The organism is Staphylococcus sp. HMSC36A10, from assembly GCF_001838845.1.
GTDB lineage: Bacteria > Bacillota > Bacilli > Staphylococcales > Staphylococcaceae > Staphylococcus > Staphylococcus aureus.
Window position 1 is genome coordinate 31,880 of record NZ_KV839122.1, and the last position, 19,475, is coordinate 51,354.

Consider the following 19,475-nt stretch of genomic DNA (forward strand, 5'->3'; position numbering starts at 1 on the left):
TCCTCGAACTGACATTCGAGTGAAACCCAAAATAACCTTCATAAATCCAAAAACAGGCTCTACATAAATTTTTCTATGACTATAGATTTTTTTCGTTTCTGGTTCAGAAAGCTTTTGATTAATTTGGGCTTTAATGTATTTCAAAGTAAAATTACATGTTAATACGTAGTATTAATGGCGAGACTCCTGAGGGAGCAGTGCCAGTCGAAGACAGGGGCCCCAACACAGAAGCTGACATATAGTCAGCTTACAACAATGTGCCGGTTGGGGTGGCTGAGACGGCACCATAGGAAGGGACCCGTCATCAAAAATTCTATTTATAGAATTTTACAGTAATGTGCCAGACGGGCAAAGCGAAGCCATTCAATACGAAGTATTGTATAAATAGAGAACAGCAGCAAGATATTTTCTAATTGAAAATATCTTACTGCTGTTTTTTTAGGGATTTATGTCCCAGCCTCATTTTTTGTGTACATATTTAAATTTCGATAATTTTTCAGGAAGCATTTTAATTTTACTAATGAAGCAATATTTTTTAGATTAACAAAAATTAATATTTACATTTTCTTAACAAATTTTTATGTAACATTTACAGTTTCTAAAAATGAGGTTAATAATTCAAGGTTAAGATAAAGATGTAATCAATACAAATACTATTTGTTGTTCATACAGGGAGGATATTTCAATGAAAAAATGGCAATTTGTTGGTACTACAGCTTTAGGTGCAACACTATTATTAGGTGCTTGTGGTGGCGGTAATGGTGGCAGTGGTAATAGTGATTTAAAAGGGGAAGCTAAAGGTGATGGCTCATCAACAGTAGCACCAATTGTGGAGAAATTAAATGAAAAATGGGCTCAAGATCACTCGGATGCTAAAATCTCAGCAGGACAAGCTGGTACAGGTGCTGGTTTCCAAAAATTCATTGCAGGAGATATCGACTTCGCTGATGCTTCTAGACCAATTAAAGATGAAGAGAAGCAAAAATTACAAGATAAGAATATCAAATACAAAGAATTTAAAATTGCGCAAGATGGTGTAACGGTTGCTGTAAATAAAGAAAATGATTTTGTAGATGAATTAGACAAACAGCAATTAAAAGCAATTTATTCTGGAAAAGCTAAAACATGGAAAGATGTTAATAGTAAATGGCCAGATAAAAAAATAAATGCTGTATCACCAAACTCAAGTCATGGTACTTATGACTTCTTCGAAAATGAAGTAATGAATAAAGAAGATATTAAAGCAGAAAAAAATGCTGATACAAATGCTATCGTTTCTTCTGTAACGAAAAACAAAGAGGGAATCGGATACTTTGGATATAACTTCTACGTACAAAATAAAGATAAATTAAAAGAAGTTAAAATCAAAGATGAAAATGGTAAAGCAACAGAGCCTACGAAAAAAACAATTCAAGATAACTCTTATGCATTAAGTAGACCATTATTCATTTATGTAAATGAAAAAGCATTGAAAGATAATAAAGTAATGTCAGAATTTATCAAATTCGTCTTAGAAGATAAAGGTAAAGCAGCTGAAGAAGCTGGATATGTAGCAGCACCAGAGAAAACATACAAATCACAATTAGATGATTTAAAAGCATTTATTGATAAAAATCAAAAATCAGACGACAAGAAATCTGATGATAAAAAGTCTGAAGACAAAAAATAATAAGACGCAATTTCAAATGTGTCTTGAAACATGATTTTGATGGTGAATCATTATTTAGAGTACAAAGCTTGATTTATCGAGACGCTGATTTTGACATTCAGTTAGTCTACAAGCTTATCAACTTAAAATAGTGGTTCATCATTATTTTACAAATCTAATTATTTTGGGAGTAATAGAAAGAGGTTTGATTATGACTTCATCTACTAATGTTAAAGCTTTAATCGAAAAAAATATTAATAAAAAAGGGAAGCATAATGACAAAATTATACCAGTTATTTTAGCCGCAATTTCAGCGATTTCCATTTTAACAACACTAGGTATATTAATCACATTGCTTTTAGAAACCATCACTTTTTTCACCAGAATTCCAATAACTGAATTTCTATTTTCTACTACTTGGAATCCTACCGGTTCAGACCCTAAGTTTGGTATCTGGGCATTGATAATAGGGACTTTAAAAATCACAGTTATTGCGACTATATTTGCAGTTCCAGTCGGGCTTGGTGCAGCAATTTATTTAAGTGAATATGCAAGTGACCGTGCACGACGCATAATTAAACCGATATTAGAAATTTTAGCAGGAATACCAACAATTGTGTTTGGTTTCTTTGCATTAACCTTTGTTACACCAGTATTAAGATCTTTCATATCAGGTCTTGGAGAGTTTAATGCTATAAGTCCCGGCTTAGTTGTCGGTATTATGATTGTCCCTCTCATCACAAGTTTGAGTGAGGATGCAATGGCATCTGTACCAAATAAAATTCGAGAAGGTGCCTATGGACTTGGAGCAACTAAATTAGAAGTAGCAACTAAAGTCGTACTTCCCGCAGCAACATCAGGTATTGTAGCTTCAATCGTTCTCGCGATTTCAAGAGCAATTGGAGAAACGATGATTGTATCATTAGCGGCAGGTAGTTCGCCAACAGCTTCATTAAGTTTAACAAGTTCGATTCAAACAATGACTGGATATATTGTTGAGATAGCGACAGGTGATGCAACATTTGGATCAAATATTTATTACAGTATTTATGCTGTAGGGTTCACACTATTTATCTTTACCTTAATCATGAATTTACTTTCTCAGTGGATTTCTAAGCGTTTTAGGGAGGAGTATTAATATGGAAACGACAGATAATAATAGACAATCACTCGTCGATCAACAACTTGTCCAAAAACATTTATCATCCAGAACGGTTAAAAATAAAGTGTTCAAACTCATATTTTTAGCATGTACATTATTAGGACTTGTCGTACTTATTGCGTTGTTAACTCAAACATTGATTAAAGGGGTAAGTCATTTAAATTTACAGTTTTTCACTAATTTTTCTTCTTCAACACCATCTATGGCTGGCGTTAAAGGCGCGTTAATCGGTTCACTTTGGTTAATGTTAAGTATCATTCCATTATCAATCATCCTAGGAATAGGTACAGCTATATACTTAGAAGAATATGCGAAAAACAACAAATTTACTCAGTTTGTTAAAATCAGTATTTCCAATTTAGCTGGTGTACCATCAGTTGTATTTGGGTTATTAGGTTACACTTTGTTCGTTGGTGGTGCGGGGATTGAAGCCTTGAAAATGGGTAACAGTATATTGGCAGCAGCGCTAACAATGACCTTACTGATATTACCAATTATTATTGTTTCAAGTCAGGAAGCAATTAGAGCTGTACCTAACTCAGTACGCGAAGCTTCTTATGGTTTAGGTGCTAATAAATGGCAAACGATAAGACGTGTTGTCTTACCAGCAGCGTTACCTGGTATTTTAACTGGATTCATTTTGTCTCTTTCAAGAGCACTGGGAGAAACAGCGCCACTTGTGCTAATCGGTATACCGACTATATTATTGGCAACACCTAGAAGTATATTGGATCAATTTTCAGCATTACCAATCCAAATATTTACTTGGGCGAAAATGCCTCAAGAAGAATTCCAGAATGTTGCATCGGCAGGCATTATCGTTTTACTAGTTATCTTAATCTTAATGAATGGCGTTGCGATTATTTTACGTAACAAATTTAGTAAAAAATTCTAATTTAAACAATCAATCTCATTTATCTATTAAAAAGGGAGTTTTAAATATGGCGCAAACACTTGCACAAACTAAACAAATATCTCAAAGTCATACGTTTGATGTCTCACAAAGTCATCATAAAACACCAGATGATACAAACTCACATTCTGTTATATATTCAACACAAAATTTAGACTTATGGTATGGCGAAAATCATGCATTACAAAATATTAATTTAGATATTTATGAAAACCAAATTACTGCCATTATAGGTCCATCTGGTTGTGGCAAATCAACATATATTAAAACTTTGAATCGAATGGTTGAGTTAGTACCTTCTGTGAAAACAGCTGGTAAAATATTATATCGAGATCAAGACATTTTTGATCAAAAATATTCTAAAGAACAATTACGTACAAATGTGGGCATGGTCTTTCAACAACCTAATCCATTTCCAAAATCAATATACGATAATATTACTTACGGTCCAAAGATTCACGGTATTAAAAATAAAAAAGTTCTTGATGAAATCGTTGAGAAATCATTACGTGGCGCTGCAATTTGGGATGAATTAAAGGATAGGTTGCACACAAATGCATATAGTTTATCCGGTGGGCAACAACAACGTGTTTGTATCGCGCGTTGTTTAGCAATTGAACCTGAAGTCATTTTAATGGATGAACCGACATCAGCATTAGATCCAATCTCAACATTAAGAGTAGAAGAGTTGGTTCAAGAACTAAAAGAAAAGTATACAATTATTATGGTTACACATAATATGCAACAAGCAGCTCGTGTATCAGATAAAACTGCATTTTTCTTAAATGGTTATGTCAATGAATATGATGATACTGATAAAATTTTCTCTAACCCATCAAACAAGAAAACAGAAGATTATATTTCAGGAAGGTTTGGTTGATATATAATGGCAATAATTAGACAGCGATATCAGGAGCAACTTGATGATTTAATAAAGGAATTACGTCGGTTAGGTGCAAATGTCTATGTGAGTATTGAAAATGGTATAAAATCATTAAGTATTGACGATAGAGGCTTTGCACGACAAACAGTTAAAAACGATAAACATATCAATCAATTAAATTATGATATTAATGAGCGAGTTATCATGTTAATTACAAAGCAACAGCCCATTGCGAGTGATTTGCGTATGATGATTTCTTCATTAAAAATCGCCTCCGATTTAGAAAGAATAGGAGATAATGCATCGAGTATTGCCAATATTCGATTGCGTACAAAGATTACAGATGATTATGTGTTAACCCGTTTAAAGACAATGGGTAAATTAGCTATGTTAATGTTAAAGGACTTAGATCAAGCATTTAAAAAGAAAGATACCGTATTAATAAGAGAAATAATTGAGCGTGATGAAGATATCGATGACTTATATAGTCATATTATTAACGCAACGTATCTTATTGATAACGATCCATTTGTCGCTGCACAAGCTCATTTAGCAGCAAGACATTTAGAACGTATTGGTGATCATATTATTAACATCGCTGAAAGTGTTTATTTTTATTTAACAGGTACACATTACGAACAATAACTTAAAGTTATTACTATAAAATCCCTTACGATAAATATATATTTCTATCATTCATAAACCCTCAAAAAAACCAAGATTCTCACAATTAGTAATGTGAAAATCTTGGTTTATATTGTTCTACTATAAATTGTCTCGCATCTTAGTTATTTGCTTGCTCAATTTCATCTGTTAATTTTTCAACTTCATCGACTAAATCAGAAATATATTGAATTGTAGATTTAAGTGGCTGTTCTGTAGTAATGTCTACACCTGCAATGTTTGCAAGTTCGACAGGTGATACACTACCACCTTTTTTCAATGTTTCTAACCAAGCATCAACAGCTGGTTGGCCTTCATTTTTAATCTTTTGAGAAACGACAGTTCCGATTGTTAAGCCAGCAGAATACGTATACGAATATAATCCCATATAGTAATGAGGTTGACGCATCCATGTTAATTCAGCACCCTCAGTCATGTCTACTGCATCTCCAAAAAATTGTTTATAAACATTTAGCATTATTTCATTTAATGTCGGCGCATTTAAAGATTCACCTTGATCTACTTTGTGATACACTTCACGTTGATAAGCAGCTTCTAATAAATGGGTAACCATATTATGATAATATGTTCTAGATAAAATTGAGCCAATAACCCAACGCTTAAATCTTGGATTATCACTTGTGTTAAATAAATAATTGGCCATCAACATTTCATTCATTGTAGAAGGGGCTTCAACAAAGTACATTGATGCTTCTGATTCAAGATATGGTTGATGTTTTTGAGCTAATGTAAAATGACCTGCATGACCTAATTCATGTGCTAAGACAAATGCTTCAGCCATTTTACCAGTCCAAGAAATAAACACATATGAATGTGTAAAGTATGGACTTGCACAAAATGCGCCTGTATCTTTACCTTTATTTTGTGCAAAATCAATCCATCGCTGATCGTATGCTTCACGTAACATGTTTGTATAGTCATCACCTAAAACACTTAACGCACCGAAAATATAATTTTTTGAGTCTTCAATTGAAATCTCTGGTTCATAATCAGGGTCTACAGAAATCTTCAAGTCTTCAAAACGCATGTTATCTAATCCGTGAATACGTTGTAAAAGTTTAGCATATTTCTGCATAACTGGTGCCAAGTCACGCATAATCATATCGATTTGACGGTCAAACATATCACGCGTTACTTCTTGACTATGTAATAAATAATCGATGACTGATTCAAATCCACGTAAATCAGCTTCAATTTTTTCTTGTTGTACTTGCATATTATATGTAGCCGCGGTAGTATGCTGATATTTTCGAATCCCATCGCTAAACGATTTGAAACTTTTACGTCTAAACTCAGGATCTTTATTATCTTCATAATCATTTTCAAACGTAGCATAGTCGACAGGGTACGTTGTACCATCATGTTCAAATGAATCGAATGTAATATCTAGCATTTTTGTCGTGCCGTATAAATCGTAAGGACTGTTTAGCGTAGGTGATAAAGTTGCTAATACTTGTTCTACCGACGCAGATAATTGGAATGGCTTTTGTTTTATTAACTGTTTAATATAGTGTTGATATGGACATGATTCTTCTAATTGTTGAAGTATTTCTTCTGGTAATTCAAGTATTTCTGACTCTACAAATGATAATTGGCTAACAATTTTACCGTATGTAGTAGATAATTTAGCGCTCAATACTTGTGCCTCGATATTACTAGTATCTACACTTAAACGTAGTTCTGCATAATTACTTAAGCGATCTAAGGCAATTAAAATATTTTCTAATTCAGCTAAAGCAGTATTAATTTGTTCGATTGAATTTAATGTTGTTGCATATGTATGATGAAATTGATTTGCTTGTTGTACTAGAGCGTCAATACTTTCATAATATTGTTGATCATCTTTAAATAAGTCTACTAAATCCCATGTTTCTGAAACAGGAACATCTTCTCTTAAAGGTAAACCTTGAGACATATAATCACTCCTTTGGTATAATACATTCATTATACATAATTTTGTCTCCTAAACGATAATGTTACGATTTCCATGTCGCAAGGAACAATGATTTTTCTAATAGTAGATAGAATATTGCTTGAAACTGACTGCTATTGTTTAAGTTTTTAAAAATTTATAATAAAATGTATACAAGGAAAGTAATGAAATAAAAGGAGAATGAATATGACATTATTCGATTTGCCTAATTATTTATGGATCACAACATTAATAATGATTTTATTAACAATATTCTGTTGCTTAGTTTTAAATAAATGGTTTGTATCTGCAGTAATTACATTTGTTATATTAGGTGTGCTTGCATTTTTTATTCCAAATTTTCAAGATATAAAATATCAACCATTATTAGGATACGCTGCATTTTTAGCGATTATGAGTTTATTAATTAGTTTTCTATTATGGTATTTTACTAGAAATTGGCGTAAAGAAAGAAAAGCGCGTAAATTAGAAAAGCAAATTGAAAAATACGGCTATGAGGGCGCTGAACTTCGCCGTAAAGATAAAAAATAATATTCGACAACTATATGCACAAAATCATCGACTTTTAAGTTACACTGCAGTAACAATTATTTCGAAAGAGATGGAATACAGTGCTATAGTTGTTTTTGTTTTGACTTTTTTATATTTTACATGGTTGACTTGATTCAAAATATTATATTTTATAATGATTTTGTTAAAAAATTAAATATACTTCAATTTCTTTATGGATAATACTATAATGAACGTTGGTTCTTAATATGTAAGTTGCATATACATGCGCCATTCTCATGTAAAAAGAAAGTGTTAGTAACTTACACAAGGAGGGGGACTATTATGTTCATAATAAAGTCTATGTTGTATAGACTGATGCAAATGATAGTTGTTTTATTTGTTATTTCTACACTTACATTCATTTTAATGAAATTATCACCAGGCAATCCTGTTGATAAAATATTACATCTTGATGTAGCACAAGTGTCGACGGAACAAATAAATGCAACCAAAGATAAATTGGGATTAAATGATTCTTTATTGGTACAGTGGTGGCATTGGATGAATCATTTATTACATTTTAATTTAGGAAAAAGTTTTGAATCAAAAGAACCGGTAACACAGATATTATTCAACTATGCACCCATAACATTACTCATATCATTTTCAACATTAGTAGTGTCGTTATGCATATCTATACCGCTCGGCATTATAGCAGCCAAACGATTTCATAAGTGGACGGATAAAGTGATTAGAGTGATCTCAACACTATCGATTAGTTTACCAGCGTTCTTTATCGGTATTATTTTATTATTTATTGTCACAAATTTAATGAATATAGATAGCGTTATACTAAGTCAGTTTATATTACCTGTAATCACGCTATCTTTAGGTATGTGTGCATACATCATTCGTTTAGTGCGTTCTAATTTATTGATGTTATTGCAAAGTAATATCGTACAAGCATCAAGATTACGCGGTATGAATGAACGTTATATTTTAATTCATGATTTACTAAAACCAACAATTTTGCCGATTATCCCATTACTAGGGATTTCACTTGGCAGTCTAATAGGTGGTACTGTAGTGATTGAAAATTTATTTGATATACCTGGTATTGGTTATCTATTAATGGATAGTATTAAATCTCGAGATTATCCTGTTATTCAAGGATGCGTGTTATTTATTGGCTTCTTCGTTGTTATTATCAATACGATTGCTGATTTATTAACGTTATTACTTGATCCGAAGCAGCGTTTACAATTAGGAAATCCAAAAAACAAAACCAATACACCATTGATATCAGAAAGTAGTGACCGTCATGCATAAAATATTTTCAAAGAATAACCTGATATTTTTTGTATTCGTTGCATTTATTTTTGTGGTAATTGTACTGCAATTCTTTGTCAGTAGTGAAAATGCAACCAAAGTCAATTTATCACAAACTTTTGAACCTATTAGTTGGTTGCATTTATTAGGAACTGATGATTATGGGAGAGATTTATTTACCCGAATTATTATCGGTGCACGTTCAACATTGTTTGTTACTGTTTTAACATTAATAGCTATCGTTGTCATAGGTGTTACACTAGGTCTATTTGCCGGATATAAAAAAGGGTGGATTGAACGATTAGTGTTAAGGTTTATTGATGTTGGTCTAAGTATTCCAGAATTTATCATCATGATTGCTTTAGCAAGCTTTTTTCAACCATCTTTGTGGAATTTAGTTATCTCAATTACAGTAATAAAATGGATGAATTACACAAGGTTGACTAGAAGTATAGTTAATAGCGAAATGAATAAGCCTTATATAAAAATGGCACAATTATTTCATGTACCTACAAGAACAATATTAATACGTCATTTAACACCTAAAATTATACCGGCTATTATCGTTTTGATGGTCGTTGATTTCGGTAAAATCATTTTATATATAAGTTCACTATCATTTATTGGGTTAGGTGCACAACCGCCAACACCAGAGTGGGGCGCTATGTTGCAACAAGGTCGTGATTTTATTTCGTCTCATCCAATTATGTTGATTGCACCTGCTTCAGTCATTGCTATAACTATTTTAATTTTTAATTTAACCGGAGATGCGCTAAGAGATAGATTGCTAAAACAACGAGGTGAATATGATGAGTCTCATTGATATACAAAATTTAACAATAAAGAATACTTGTAAGAAATATCTTATTAAAGGGATTGATTTGAAAATTTTTAGTCAACAGATTAATGCCTTGATTGGAGAGAGCGGCGCTGGGAAAAGTTTGATTGCTAAAGCCTTACTTGAATATTTACCATTTGATTTAAGCTGCACGTATGATTCGTACCAATTTGATGGAGAAAATATTAGTAGATTGAGTCAATATTATGGTCATACAATTGGTTATATTTCTCAAAATTATGCAGAAAGTTTTAACGACCATACTAAATTAGGTAAACAGTTAACTGCGATTTATCGTAAGCATTATAAAAGTAGTAAAGAAGAGGCTTTGTCAAAAATTGACAAGGCTTTGTCGTGGGTTAATTTACAAAGCAAAGATATATTAAATAAATATAGTTTCCAACTTTCTGGGGGCCAACTTGAACGCGTTTACATGGCAAGCGTTCTCATGTTGGAGCCTAAATTAATCATTGCAGACGAACCAGTTGCATCATTGGATGCTTTGAACGGTAATCAAGTGATGGATTTATTACAGCATATTGTATTAGAACATGGTCAAACATTATTTATTATCACACATAACTTAAGTCATGTATTGAAATATTGTCAGTACATTTATGTTTTAAAAGAAGGTCAAATCATTGAACGAGGTAATATTAATCATTTCAAGTATGAGCATTTGCATCCGTATACTGAACGTCTAATTAAATATAGAACACAATTAAAGAGGGATTACTATGATTGAGTTAAAACATGTGACTTTTGGTTATAATAAAAAGCAGATGGTGCTACAAGATATCAATATTACTATACCTGATGGAGAAAATGTTGGTATTTTAGGCGAAAGTGGCTGTGGTAAAAGTACGCTCGCTTCATTGGTTCTTGGCTTGTTTAAACCTGTTAAAGGAGAAATTTACTTAAGTGATAATGCTGTGTTAACGATTTTCCAACACCCTTTAACTAGCTTTAACCCTGATTGGACGATTGAGACCTCATTAAAAGAAGCGTTATATTATTACAGAGGCCTAACTGATAATACTGCTCAGGATCAATTATTATTACAACATTTATCTACTTTTGAGTTAAACGCGCAATTATTGACTAAATTACCAAGCGAAGTGAGTGGCGGACAATTACAAAGATTTAATGTCATGCGTTCGTTATTAGCACAGCCTCGCGTTTTAATATGTGATGAGATAACTTCAAATTTAGATGTTATAGCTGAACAAAATGTAATCAATATATTAAAAGCGCAAACGATTACGAACTTAAATCATTTTATCGTTATTTCTCATGATTTATCCGTGTTACAACGCTTAGTTAATAGAATTATCGTTCTTAAGGATGGCATGATAGTCGATGATTTTGCAATAGAGGAATTATTTAATGTTGATAGACACCCTTATACAAAAGAATTAGTGCAAACATTTTCATATTAGCTATTTAAGAATGCGATAATTCTAGACTTGTTATAAAATATAGATGAATCAAGTATATTAATCTAGACACTTATCGATTTTATTTTCTTTATTTAAAAATAATAATAAAAAGGAGTATCATTAATGGGATTACTTGATATTGCAGGTATTCGTTCTATAGAAAGAGGCTTTAATTATTATCAAAGTGAATGCGTCATTAACTTAAAATCATTTTCAGAAACGCAGCATGAGGCTGAAGTAAAGGGCAGTGGCAACAAAGTATATCGTTGTTATATTGATATGGAACATCCTAGAAAATCCAAATGTAATTGTCCTCATGCTGATGGAAGACGAGTGATATGTAAACATATGATTGCATTACTCTTTACAGCTAGTCCAGAAGCAGCAAATAAACATATAATGATGTTAAACGAAGTTGAAGAAGACTATCAATTACGCAGAAATATGTGGATTGATAGTCTTAAAGAAATGATTAATGATATGAGTGAAGAAGAACTCCGCGATGCATATTTAAACATGTTAATTGAACATGGAGAAATGGCAGAATTATTTGGATTAGATGAAGAGGAAGAAATGTTCGAGGACGAATTTTATTAAAATAGCCCCTATCGATTGATAATGATTATCATTTGATAGGGGTGCTTTTATTTATATGATTTTAAGACTTTGCAAATAGCTTGTGCATTATTATTGATGTGTTTGATTTTATCAAGTTTCAATATTGCGTGTGTGTATGCTTCTGATGGTCCTATAAAATAGCCACTACTAGCATGTTGTAACATGACAATATCATTGTGGTCATTACCAAATGCTATATATTTAACATCTGCATCAAATATATATTGTAATGCAGTATATTTATTAATATTTTGCGCTGTTATATCAATGTTATACTCATTTGAATGGTGAATCATTTCCAATTCTTGATGGTATTTATTTAGCTCGTCTAATATAGTTGTAATTTGTGCCGGGTCTATATTTAATAAAATAACTTTGATTGGCGTGTTGATATTTGCAACATCAATACAACTGGCCAGCTTATGTGGATCTAAACGCTCAAAAATCGCGTTCTCAGCGTCAAGTTGTGCAGCATAATTCCAATCATCATCAATAATATAATCTAACTCATACTTTTGAATTATTTTTAAGATATGGTGGTATGTATCAGTATGAATTGGTTTGATAACAGAAATCTTTGATTGCTGTGAAATCATAGCACCATTTGCGCCAATTAATGTGTGCTGATGAAATACTGATGGTAAAACTGGCAACAAATCACGAATCGGACGTGCTGATGCAAATATAAGTTCATGACCAGCATGTTGTAACTGTAACAATGTATCAATAATAGTCTGGTCAATTAATCGGCCGTCAAAACAAAGCGTACCGTCAATATCAAAGACAAATCTCATCAAATCACTCCAAACAATATAATATCATGATTATAGCATAAGTAAGTTATGCGGCGATATTAGATAATGATTATGATGTAGGGTACCTTTTGCGTCACACACATATAACTTCCTATAATATATATTATGTAAACTAGAATGTGAAATTCCATAAGGGGACTTATATAACTGAATACTTTGCTAGAATTTGTTACAGCAATCATTGCTCATGCATTTTATAAATTACAATTAGACAAATATGACATTTGATATCACACACTTGCAAACACACACATATATAATCAGACATAAATTGTTATGCTAAGGTTTATTCACCAAAAATATAATACATATTGGCTTGTTTTGAGTCATATTGAATGAATTAAAAAGTATACTCAACTCAATCATTTACAAATAGATTGTGCAATTCATATTTATATTTATTGCAATCACTTGTTAAACTTGTCATTTAATATATCATTATTCGAGGCTTTATTAAAAAACATATAAAAAAGAGCCTATAGTATCAATAACTATAAGCCCTAACATCATTTACATCTATTTCTTTAATTTTTTACGTAATTTATCCAATGTTGTGAACAACCAATATTTCACTTTATGAATTGGTTTGTAGAAATCCCCTATTAATTCTTCGATTTGTACATTAAATCCACGTTTAAAGCGGTATACGCCATAATCTTCACTGTTTTCTGTAAAATCACCTGATAAACCATAGAAATTATAACGATCATAGCCATTATCGAAGCAATAGTTAATCATAAACCAATGCATCATGTATGGTCCCATAAATTGATTATATTTTTCTGATGAACCACCAGAGAAATAATTCACTTCATATGCATTTGCAAAATAAACGCCAGAAGCAAGGTTTAGAATTGGGCCGTCCGTTTTGCTCAATTCACTTGCATTCAATAATTCATGCTGATCATGATCAATTTGCTTATCTAATTCTGCAATTTTCTTCATTTGTTTATCTGATTTGTTTTCTTTCGCCATCATTTGATCACGACGATTTTCTTTGTCATTCAATTCCTGTTGCAACTTTAACACATATTCATCAAGGTCAATATATGCTAATGGTACTAATACTTTATCTCCATATGTGTCAATAAAGTTATAAAAATAATCATCTGTTTTTGATACAAATCCAGCACGCTCTTCAGTTTCACGATATAAATCTAAGAAAAGATTGAACTCATCACGTTCAAGGAATCTGACTTTAACACCATAGTTTATCGCTTTATTAATATTACGTTTACGTTGACTATCAAATGTCTTTTTCAATGTTTCGGGTGTTTTACCTTCAAGGTTTAATACGCCCATCCATCGTACTTGGCTCGATGTATCATACTCAGTTGTAAAGCCATGATGCTCGTAACCATGTGATTTAAACAAGTTTACTAAGGCATCATTTTTCTCGCGACCTTCAAATGGCACGATATCTTTATCATATAGATGATATAACCAATACGGATCTAATTTAACATATAAACATTGATGTTGCTGTAAATATTTATCTAACTCTTTTAAATAATAATCAACTAATCCTAAATCTGAAAAATCCATTACTGGACCACGATTCGAATAGTAAACATAACTTCCCATAGTAGGAATTTTAGAGAAAAGGCTTGCTGCAATTACTTTGTTATTGTCGTCTTTAATACCTAATAAAACTACTTCAAAGCCATCATTCTCACGGGTAACTATATTTTCTTTTACTTGGAAATAATGACTTTCCAATGATGGATTTTGTACAAAGTTGTCAAATTCGGTAACAGTTAACTCTGTAAATTTCATGTTTTGATAATTCCCTTCCTAAAAAATTCTGTCTTTAACTTTTTTAAGTGCGGTATATGCTGCGTAAACAGGTTTATTAATTGGTTTAATAAAGTCACCAACATATTCAATAATTTCAGCATTGTAACCTTTTTTGAATTTAACTACACCAGCATCTTCAGCATCTTCTGTAAATTTACCACTAACACCATAGAAATTATAACGGTCAATGCCATGATTTAATGCATAATTAATCATTTCCCATTGCACTGCATAACTTCCGGCAAAATGACGGAATGCATTTGATGTACCACCAGCATAATAAACAACTTCAAATGGATTGATAAAGAAGAAACCAGCAGAGATAGGTAATTCATTACCATGTTCTTCTTGTAGACGTTTACCTTCTTCAATCTTTTGCTCATTTGCATCAAGTTGTTGTTGTAAGTTATCTCGCTTGTTATGCGCTTTTTTATTTTCAGGACGTTTTTCAATATCCTTTAACGCTTTATTTAAATCTTTATTTAAAATATCACGCTCTTCGTTTAGTTCTTTAATATATTCATCAAAGTTGATATACGCTAAAGGTACTAACACACGGTCTTTGTAATATTTTAAGCGATTGTAGTAAAATTTGTCATCACGATCAGCAAAAGCTTTTGATTCTGACGTATCTTCCATAAATGATCTAAAAATTGGTAGTTCTTCTTCAGATAAAAATCTTACTTTAACACCATTCTTTTTAACTTTTTTCGTGTTTCTTTTTCTAAGTCCATCCATATTTTTAATGATGTCATCTGCTGTTTTATCTTTTAAATCTAACACTGAGTGATAACGAATTTGTAGCACAGGATCAAATCCTTTATGGAATCCAGTATGTTCAAATCCTAAGTTACTCATTTTATCAAAGAACCAATCATTACCAGCATTACCTGTAATCTCGCCATCATGATTCAAGTATTGATATGGTAAATATGGATCGATATGTAGGTATAGACAACGATGTTTTTTAACATATTTTGATAATTCATTAAAGAAAAAGTGTACGAGTTCTTGATTTTCATAATCGATCACTGGACCGCGATTTGAATAAAAATACTTGAACACTTTCATAACAGGTACAGCAGTAAGTAAGCAAGCTGCAATGACCTCGTTATTATTGTTTTTTATTCCCACTAAATGTGTTTCATAACCTTCAGCAAGCTTTAACTCATAGTGGCCAACAGTTTGCGTGAAATGACTGTATGGCATGCTATCTGTAAAGGCACCAAACTCTTTAGCTGTTAAATTTGTAAACTTCATTATCATTACTCCTATTTGTCTCTCGTTAATTAATTTCATTTCCGTATTTGCAGTTTTTCTATTTCCCCTCTGCAAATGTCAAAAATAATAAATCTAATCTAAATAAGTATACAATAGTTAATGTTAAAACTAAAACATAAACGCTTTAATTGCGTATACTTTTATAGTAATATTTAGATTTTTGCATACAATTTCAAAAAAAGTAATATGAACGTTTAGGTTTGCTCATATTACTTTTGTATCATTTCTATTCAATTTTATAATTCACCGTTTTTCAATTTTTCAAACAGTATTCGACTAATTTTTTTAAATCAAGTAAACTTAATTATTCAATGTTTGTTGGATAGATTGTAAATATTTAATGATTTCCTCACGCGTGTTAGATTTAAATCGCTTAACGATTTCGCTACCAATGACGATGCCATCTGCAACCTCTTTTATATCTGCAACATGTTGTGGTGTTCTTATACCAAATCCTGCGACAACTGGCACATTGGCTATCGCTTTAATTGACTCAATTTTTCGTTTTAATTCTGGATGAAACGCACCGTTTTGCCCTGTTGTCGCATTCATCGTCACAGTATAAATAAAGCCTTCCGCATGGGATACGATATCTTTTATACGTTTGTCATCAGTAGTCATCGCAACTAACGATATGATTTTGACGCCATAGTGACTAAATTGTTGTTTTAAACGCTGCGATAATTCATATGGTAAATCAGGAATAATTAAGCCGTAGACACCAGTATCTCGACATTTTTCAAAAAACGCTTGTTCTCCATAATGACAAATAATATTATAATACGTCATTAATACATAGTTACACTTAATTTGATCACCATGTTTTTCTAATTGATTGAAAATATAATCTATCGTGATGCCTTGTTTAATCGCTTGTTGACCTGCTTCCATGATAACTGGACCATCAGCAACCGGATCAGAGAAAGGTACTCCAATTTCAATTATATCTGCACCATTTTCACTCAACAATGTTGCATTTTCAATCAAATCTTTATTGCCCATAATATAAGGTATAAATAATTTAGTCATTTGCAAGACCTCGCTCTACCATATATTGTCTAATTGTTTCCATATCTTTATCGCCACGTCCAGAAATAGTTACTACAATAATATCTTCTTTCGACATCGTAGGCGCTAGTCTTTCAACATAACTCAGTGCATGTGCACTTTCAATTGCAGGTATAATACCTTCATGTTTTGTAAAGTTGATTAAAGCATTCATTGCTTGTGTATCACTAGCATTTTCAAAAGTTACTCTACCAATGTCGTGGTAATAAGAATGTTCTGGTCCAATACCAGGATAATCAAGTCCTGCTGAAATAGAATGTGCTAGTTGCACTTGCCCATCTTCATCTTGAATTAAATACATTTTAGTACCATGTAATACGCCAGGTGATCCTTTGCCAATTGCAAGTGCATGTTTATCAGTATCATCGCCTTGACCTGCGGCTTCAACACCGTATAATGCAACATCATCTTTAATAAATGGATAAAATGTACCGATTGCATTTGAGCCACCACCGATACATGCTACAATTGCATCCGGAAGTCGACCTTCTTTCTTCAATATCTGTGATTTTATTTCTTTACCAATCACACTCTGAAAATCTCTAACAATCGTTGGGAACGGGTCTGGACCTAATGCAGAACCTAATAAATAATGTGTATCATCTACATGACTTACCCAATATTGCAATGCTTTATTAACTGCATCCGATAAAGTCCCTTGACCATCTTCAACTGCCACAACCTTTGCACCAAGTAATTCCATTCTAAATACATTAAGTTGTTGTCTTTTAATATCTTCACTTCCCATAAAGACAACAAGTTCCATATCAAATAATGCAGCAACCGTAGCACTAGCTACACCATGTTGACCCGCACCAGTTTCAGCAACAAGCTTCTTCTTGCCCATTCTTTTAGCAAGCAACGCTTGACCTAACGCATTATTAATTTTATGGGCGCCTGTATGATTTAGATCCTCTCGTTTCAAATATATTTTAGCGCCACCTAGGCTTTCAGTATATGATGCAGCATATGTAAGTGGTGTCGCGCGTCCTACATACTCTGATAAATAGTATTCCAGTTCTCTTTGAAACTCTGGGTCTGCTTTTGCCTCTTTATAAGCTTTTTTCAACTCAATAACTGCTGGCATTAATGTTTCTGGAACATATTGCCCTCCATATTCACCAAAGAAACCTAATTCATCTGCTTCTGTTTGTATTTGTTTATTCATTGTCTCTATCTCCTTTCACAATATTTACAATTGCTGTCATTTTTTCTATATCTTTTCGCCCATTTACTTCTATACCTGATGCAAGATCATAACCTTGATGTGATAATTTAAGTTGATTAACTGTTTGAATATTTTCAGAGTTAATGCCTCCTGCTATCAAATAAGGTATGTCTTTTATGTGCTTCAAAATAGTCCAGTCATATGTTTGACCGGTACCACCATACGACACTGAGGGTGTGTCGATAATAAATAAATCTACGAACCCTTTATATTTATTTATGTTTTGGATTATGTTTTCATCTGCAGCTAAAGCTTTAGTGATTTTAATGCTTGAATATTTCTTTTTAATTTCCTGTATAAAATCAATAGATTCTGTGCCGTGTAACTGTATTGTGTTAATTGACGTATTGCTTAATACGTGTTCAATTGTTGTTAAATCAGGATTTACCATGACACATACTTTATCGATATGATTTGGAACAGCAGACGCTAACTTTTTTATTTGGGTAATTGTTTGATGCCTTTTACTTTTTTCATAATGGATGAAACCTATCGCATCAATAGGTAATTGACTGGCCGCTGTAACATCCTTTATTGATGTAAAGCCACAAAATTTCAATTTCATCATGACTTCACCTTTTGCATTTTCAGTTGTGGTAAAAATTCAGATAGATTGTCACAACGCATAAGCGCCTCACCTATTAGTAAGCCATCGATACCACTATGCAAGATTTTTCTTACATCAGATGCATCGTGAATACCACTTTCAGAAATATAATAATGATTTGTTTTTTTATTTTCTAAAATAGTATTTGTATGTTCCACATTTGTAACAAATCGTTTTAAGTCCCTGTTATTTACACCAATCAATTTAGCATTAACCTTATAGGCACGTTCTAATTCATGGCGATCATGTACTTCAACTAACACTTCTAGATTTTGCGATATAGCGTAGTTATATAAATCTTTCAATTGTTTATCAGATAAGATGTTAACGATCAATAAAATCATAGATGCACCAGCTTGTTTAGCAACATCAATTTGAAGCGGGTCTATAATAAAGTCTTTGCATAATACGGGTAATGTTGTTTTTGTCGTCAATGCTTGTAATCTTTCAAAACTACCACCAAAGTACTTTTCATCAGTTAAAATGGACACGGCATTTGCACCGTACTTTTCATAATCTGAGATTTGTTGCGATAAATCTCGTTCAGGTAAGTCATTAACTGTAGGACTCTTCGATTTGATTTCTGCAATAATTGCTAGCTTTGGTTCCTGTTCAATTGCGTTTATAAAAGTTTTTTTATTCTGAATCTTCACACTTTTCAAGGTATTAAGTTTGTCTTGATAATAGCCATTTTGTAAAAGTGACTGTTTATATTTAACAATTTCTGCTAAAATCGTCAT

At 32.2% G+C, this 19,475-nt stretch carries 20 protein-coding genes and 1 pseudogene; 12 read left to right on the plus strand and 9 right to left on the minus strand.

Features of this window, described 5'->3' with window-relative positions:
- Positions 1–138 (minus strand): annotated as a pseudogene (locus HMPREF3247_RS14470) (transposase); the annotation flags it as partial.
- 547 nt (positions 139–685) lie between these two features.
- Between HMPREF3247_RS14470 and HMPREF3247_RS09265 the strand changes: the two are divergent.
- The 5 genes from HMPREF3247_RS09265 to phoU all read left to right on the plus strand — a co-directional run bounded on the left by HMPREF3247_RS09265 (position 686) and on the right by phoU (position 5,251).
- The gene (locus HMPREF3247_RS09265; RefSeq protein ID WP_000759232.1) at positions 686–1,669 is read left to right on the plus strand and encodes a phosphate ABC transporter substrate-binding protein PstS; all 984 of its coding nucleotides are present in this window, start codon (positions 686–688) and stop codon (positions 1,667–1,669) included.
- A 190-nt stretch (positions 1,670–1,859) separates the two neighbouring features.
- Complete coding sequence (gene pstC, locus HMPREF3247_RS09270) at positions 1,860–2,786, plus strand: phosphate ABC transporter permease subunit PstC (RefSeq protein ID WP_000204619.1); 927 nt, start codon at positions 1,860–1,862, stop codon at positions 2,784–2,786.
- A 1-nt stretch (position 2,787) separates the two neighbouring features.
- Positions 2,788–3,705, plus strand: coding sequence for a phosphate ABC transporter permease PstA (pstA, locus tag HMPREF3247_RS09275; RefSeq protein ID WP_000450297.1), 918 nt, complete (start codon positions 2,788–2,790; stop codon positions 3,703–3,705).
- 46 nt (positions 3,706–3,751) lie between these two features.
- The gene (gene pstB, locus HMPREF3247_RS09280; protein ID WP_000079447.1) at positions 3,752–4,603 is read left to right on the plus strand and encodes a phosphate ABC transporter ATP-binding protein PstB; all 852 of its coding nucleotides are present in this window, start codon (positions 3,752–3,754) and stop codon (positions 4,601–4,603) included.
- A 6-nt stretch (positions 4,604–4,609) separates the two neighbouring features.
- Complete coding sequence (gene phoU / locus HMPREF3247_RS09285; protein ID WP_000974847.1) at positions 4,610–5,251, plus strand: phosphate signaling complex protein PhoU; 642 nt, start codon at positions 4,610–4,612, stop codon at positions 5,249–5,251.
- A gap of 139 nt (positions 5,252–5,390) precedes the next feature.
- Here the strand turns inward: phoU and pepF are convergent, their stop codons facing one another.
- A complete protein-coding gene (gene pepF / locus HMPREF3247_RS09290) occupies positions 5,391–7,205 on the minus strand; it encodes an oligoendopeptidase F (RefSeq protein ID WP_000077571.1) in 1,815 nt (604 codons plus the stop codon).
- 204 nt (positions 7,206–7,409) lie between these two features.
- On the opposite strand from pepF, the gene HMPREF3247_RS09295 reads away from it, so the two are divergent.
- The 7 genes from HMPREF3247_RS09295 to HMPREF3247_RS09325 all read left to right on the plus strand — a co-directional run bounded on the left by HMPREF3247_RS09295 (position 7,410) and on the right by HMPREF3247_RS09325 (position 11,918).
- Complete coding sequence (locus HMPREF3247_RS09295; RefSeq protein WP_000171793.1) at positions 7,410–7,754, plus strand: 6TM ABC transporter family protein; 345 nt, start codon at positions 7,410–7,412, stop codon at positions 7,752–7,754.
- Positions 7,702–7,887, plus strand: a complete 186-nt coding sequence (locus HMPREF3247_RS09300) for a hypothetical protein (protein WP_001791844.1) — start codon at positions 7,702–7,704, stop codon at positions 7,885–7,887. Before HMPREF3247_RS09295 ends, HMPREF3247_RS09300 begins: the two co-directional genes overlap by 53 nt.
- A 170-nt stretch (positions 7,888–8,057) precedes the next feature.
- Complete coding sequence (gene nikB, locus HMPREF3247_RS09305) at positions 8,058–9,044, plus strand: nickel ABC transporter permease (protein WP_000469951.1); 987 nt, start codon at positions 8,058–8,060, stop codon at positions 9,042–9,044.
- Positions 9,037–9,867: a nickel transporter permease gene (gene nikC / locus HMPREF3247_RS09310; RefSeq protein WP_000548936.1), complete on the plus strand. Its 831-nt coding sequence runs from the start codon at positions 9,037–9,039 to the stop codon at positions 9,865–9,867. The genes nikB and nikC overlap by 8 nt, the downstream gene beginning before the upstream one ends.
- Positions 9,854–10,627: an ATP-binding cassette domain-containing protein gene (locus HMPREF3247_RS09315; protein ID WP_064130022.1), complete on the plus strand. Its 774-nt coding sequence runs from the start codon at positions 9,854–9,856 to the stop codon at positions 10,625–10,627. Before nikC ends, HMPREF3247_RS09315 begins: the two co-directional genes overlap by 14 nt.
- A complete protein-coding gene (locus HMPREF3247_RS09320; RefSeq protein WP_000571259.1) occupies positions 10,620–11,321 on the plus strand; it encodes an ABC transporter ATP-binding protein in 702 nt (233 codons plus the stop codon). Before HMPREF3247_RS09315 ends, HMPREF3247_RS09320 begins: the two co-directional genes overlap by 8 nt.
- Before the next feature lie 123 nt (positions 11,322–11,444).
- Positions 11,445–11,918, plus strand: coding sequence for an SWIM zinc finger family protein (locus HMPREF3247_RS09325; protein ID WP_070866235.1), 474 nt, complete (start codon positions 11,445–11,447; stop codon positions 11,916–11,918).
- A 47-nt stretch (positions 11,919–11,965) separates the two neighbouring features.
- Here the strand turns inward: HMPREF3247_RS09325 and HMPREF3247_RS09330 are convergent, their stop codons facing one another.
- From HMPREF3247_RS09330 to trpC, 7 genes are all read right to left on the minus strand, one after another.
- The gene (locus tag HMPREF3247_RS09330; protein WP_001213013.1) at positions 11,966–12,733 is read right to left on the minus strand and encodes a Cof-type HAD-IIB family hydrolase; all 768 of its coding nucleotides are present in this window, start codon (positions 12,731–12,733) and stop codon (positions 11,966–11,968) included.
- 537 nt (positions 12,734–13,270) lie between these two features.
- Complete coding sequence (femB, locus tag HMPREF3247_RS09335; protein WP_000673098.1) at positions 13,271–14,530, minus strand: glycine glycyltransferase FemB; 1,260 nt, start codon at positions 14,528–14,530, stop codon at positions 13,271–13,273.
- A gap of 18 nt (positions 14,531–14,548) precedes the next feature.
- A complete protein-coding gene (gene femA / locus HMPREF3247_RS09340; protein ID WP_000673309.1) occupies positions 14,549–15,811 on the minus strand; it encodes a glycine glycyltransferase FemA in 1,263 nt (420 codons plus the stop codon).
- 321 nt (positions 15,812–16,132) lie between these two features.
- Positions 16,133–16,861 (minus strand): tryptophan synthase subunit alpha, encoded by a 729-nt coding sequence (gene trpA, locus HMPREF3247_RS09345; protein WP_000163627.1) that lies wholly within the window; start codon positions 16,859–16,861, stop codon positions 16,133–16,135.
- On the minus strand, positions 16,854–18,068 hold the full coding sequence (trpB, locus tag HMPREF3247_RS09350) for a tryptophan synthase subunit beta (protein ID WP_001041362.1): 1,215 nt from the start codon (positions 18,066–18,068) through the stop codon (positions 16,854–16,856). The genes trpA and trpB overlap by 8 nt, the downstream gene beginning before the upstream one ends.
- On the minus strand, positions 18,061–18,693 hold the full coding sequence (locus HMPREF3247_RS09355) for a phosphoribosylanthranilate isomerase (protein WP_000768192.1): 633 nt from the start codon (positions 18,691–18,693) through the stop codon (positions 18,061–18,063). The genes trpB and HMPREF3247_RS09355 overlap by 8 nt, the downstream gene beginning before the upstream one ends.
- Complete coding sequence (gene trpC, locus HMPREF3247_RS09360) at positions 18,693–19,475, minus strand: indole-3-glycerol phosphate synthase TrpC (protein WP_001566620.1); 783 nt, start codon at positions 19,473–19,475, stop codon at positions 18,693–18,695. Before trpC ends, HMPREF3247_RS09355 begins: the two co-directional genes overlap by 1 nt.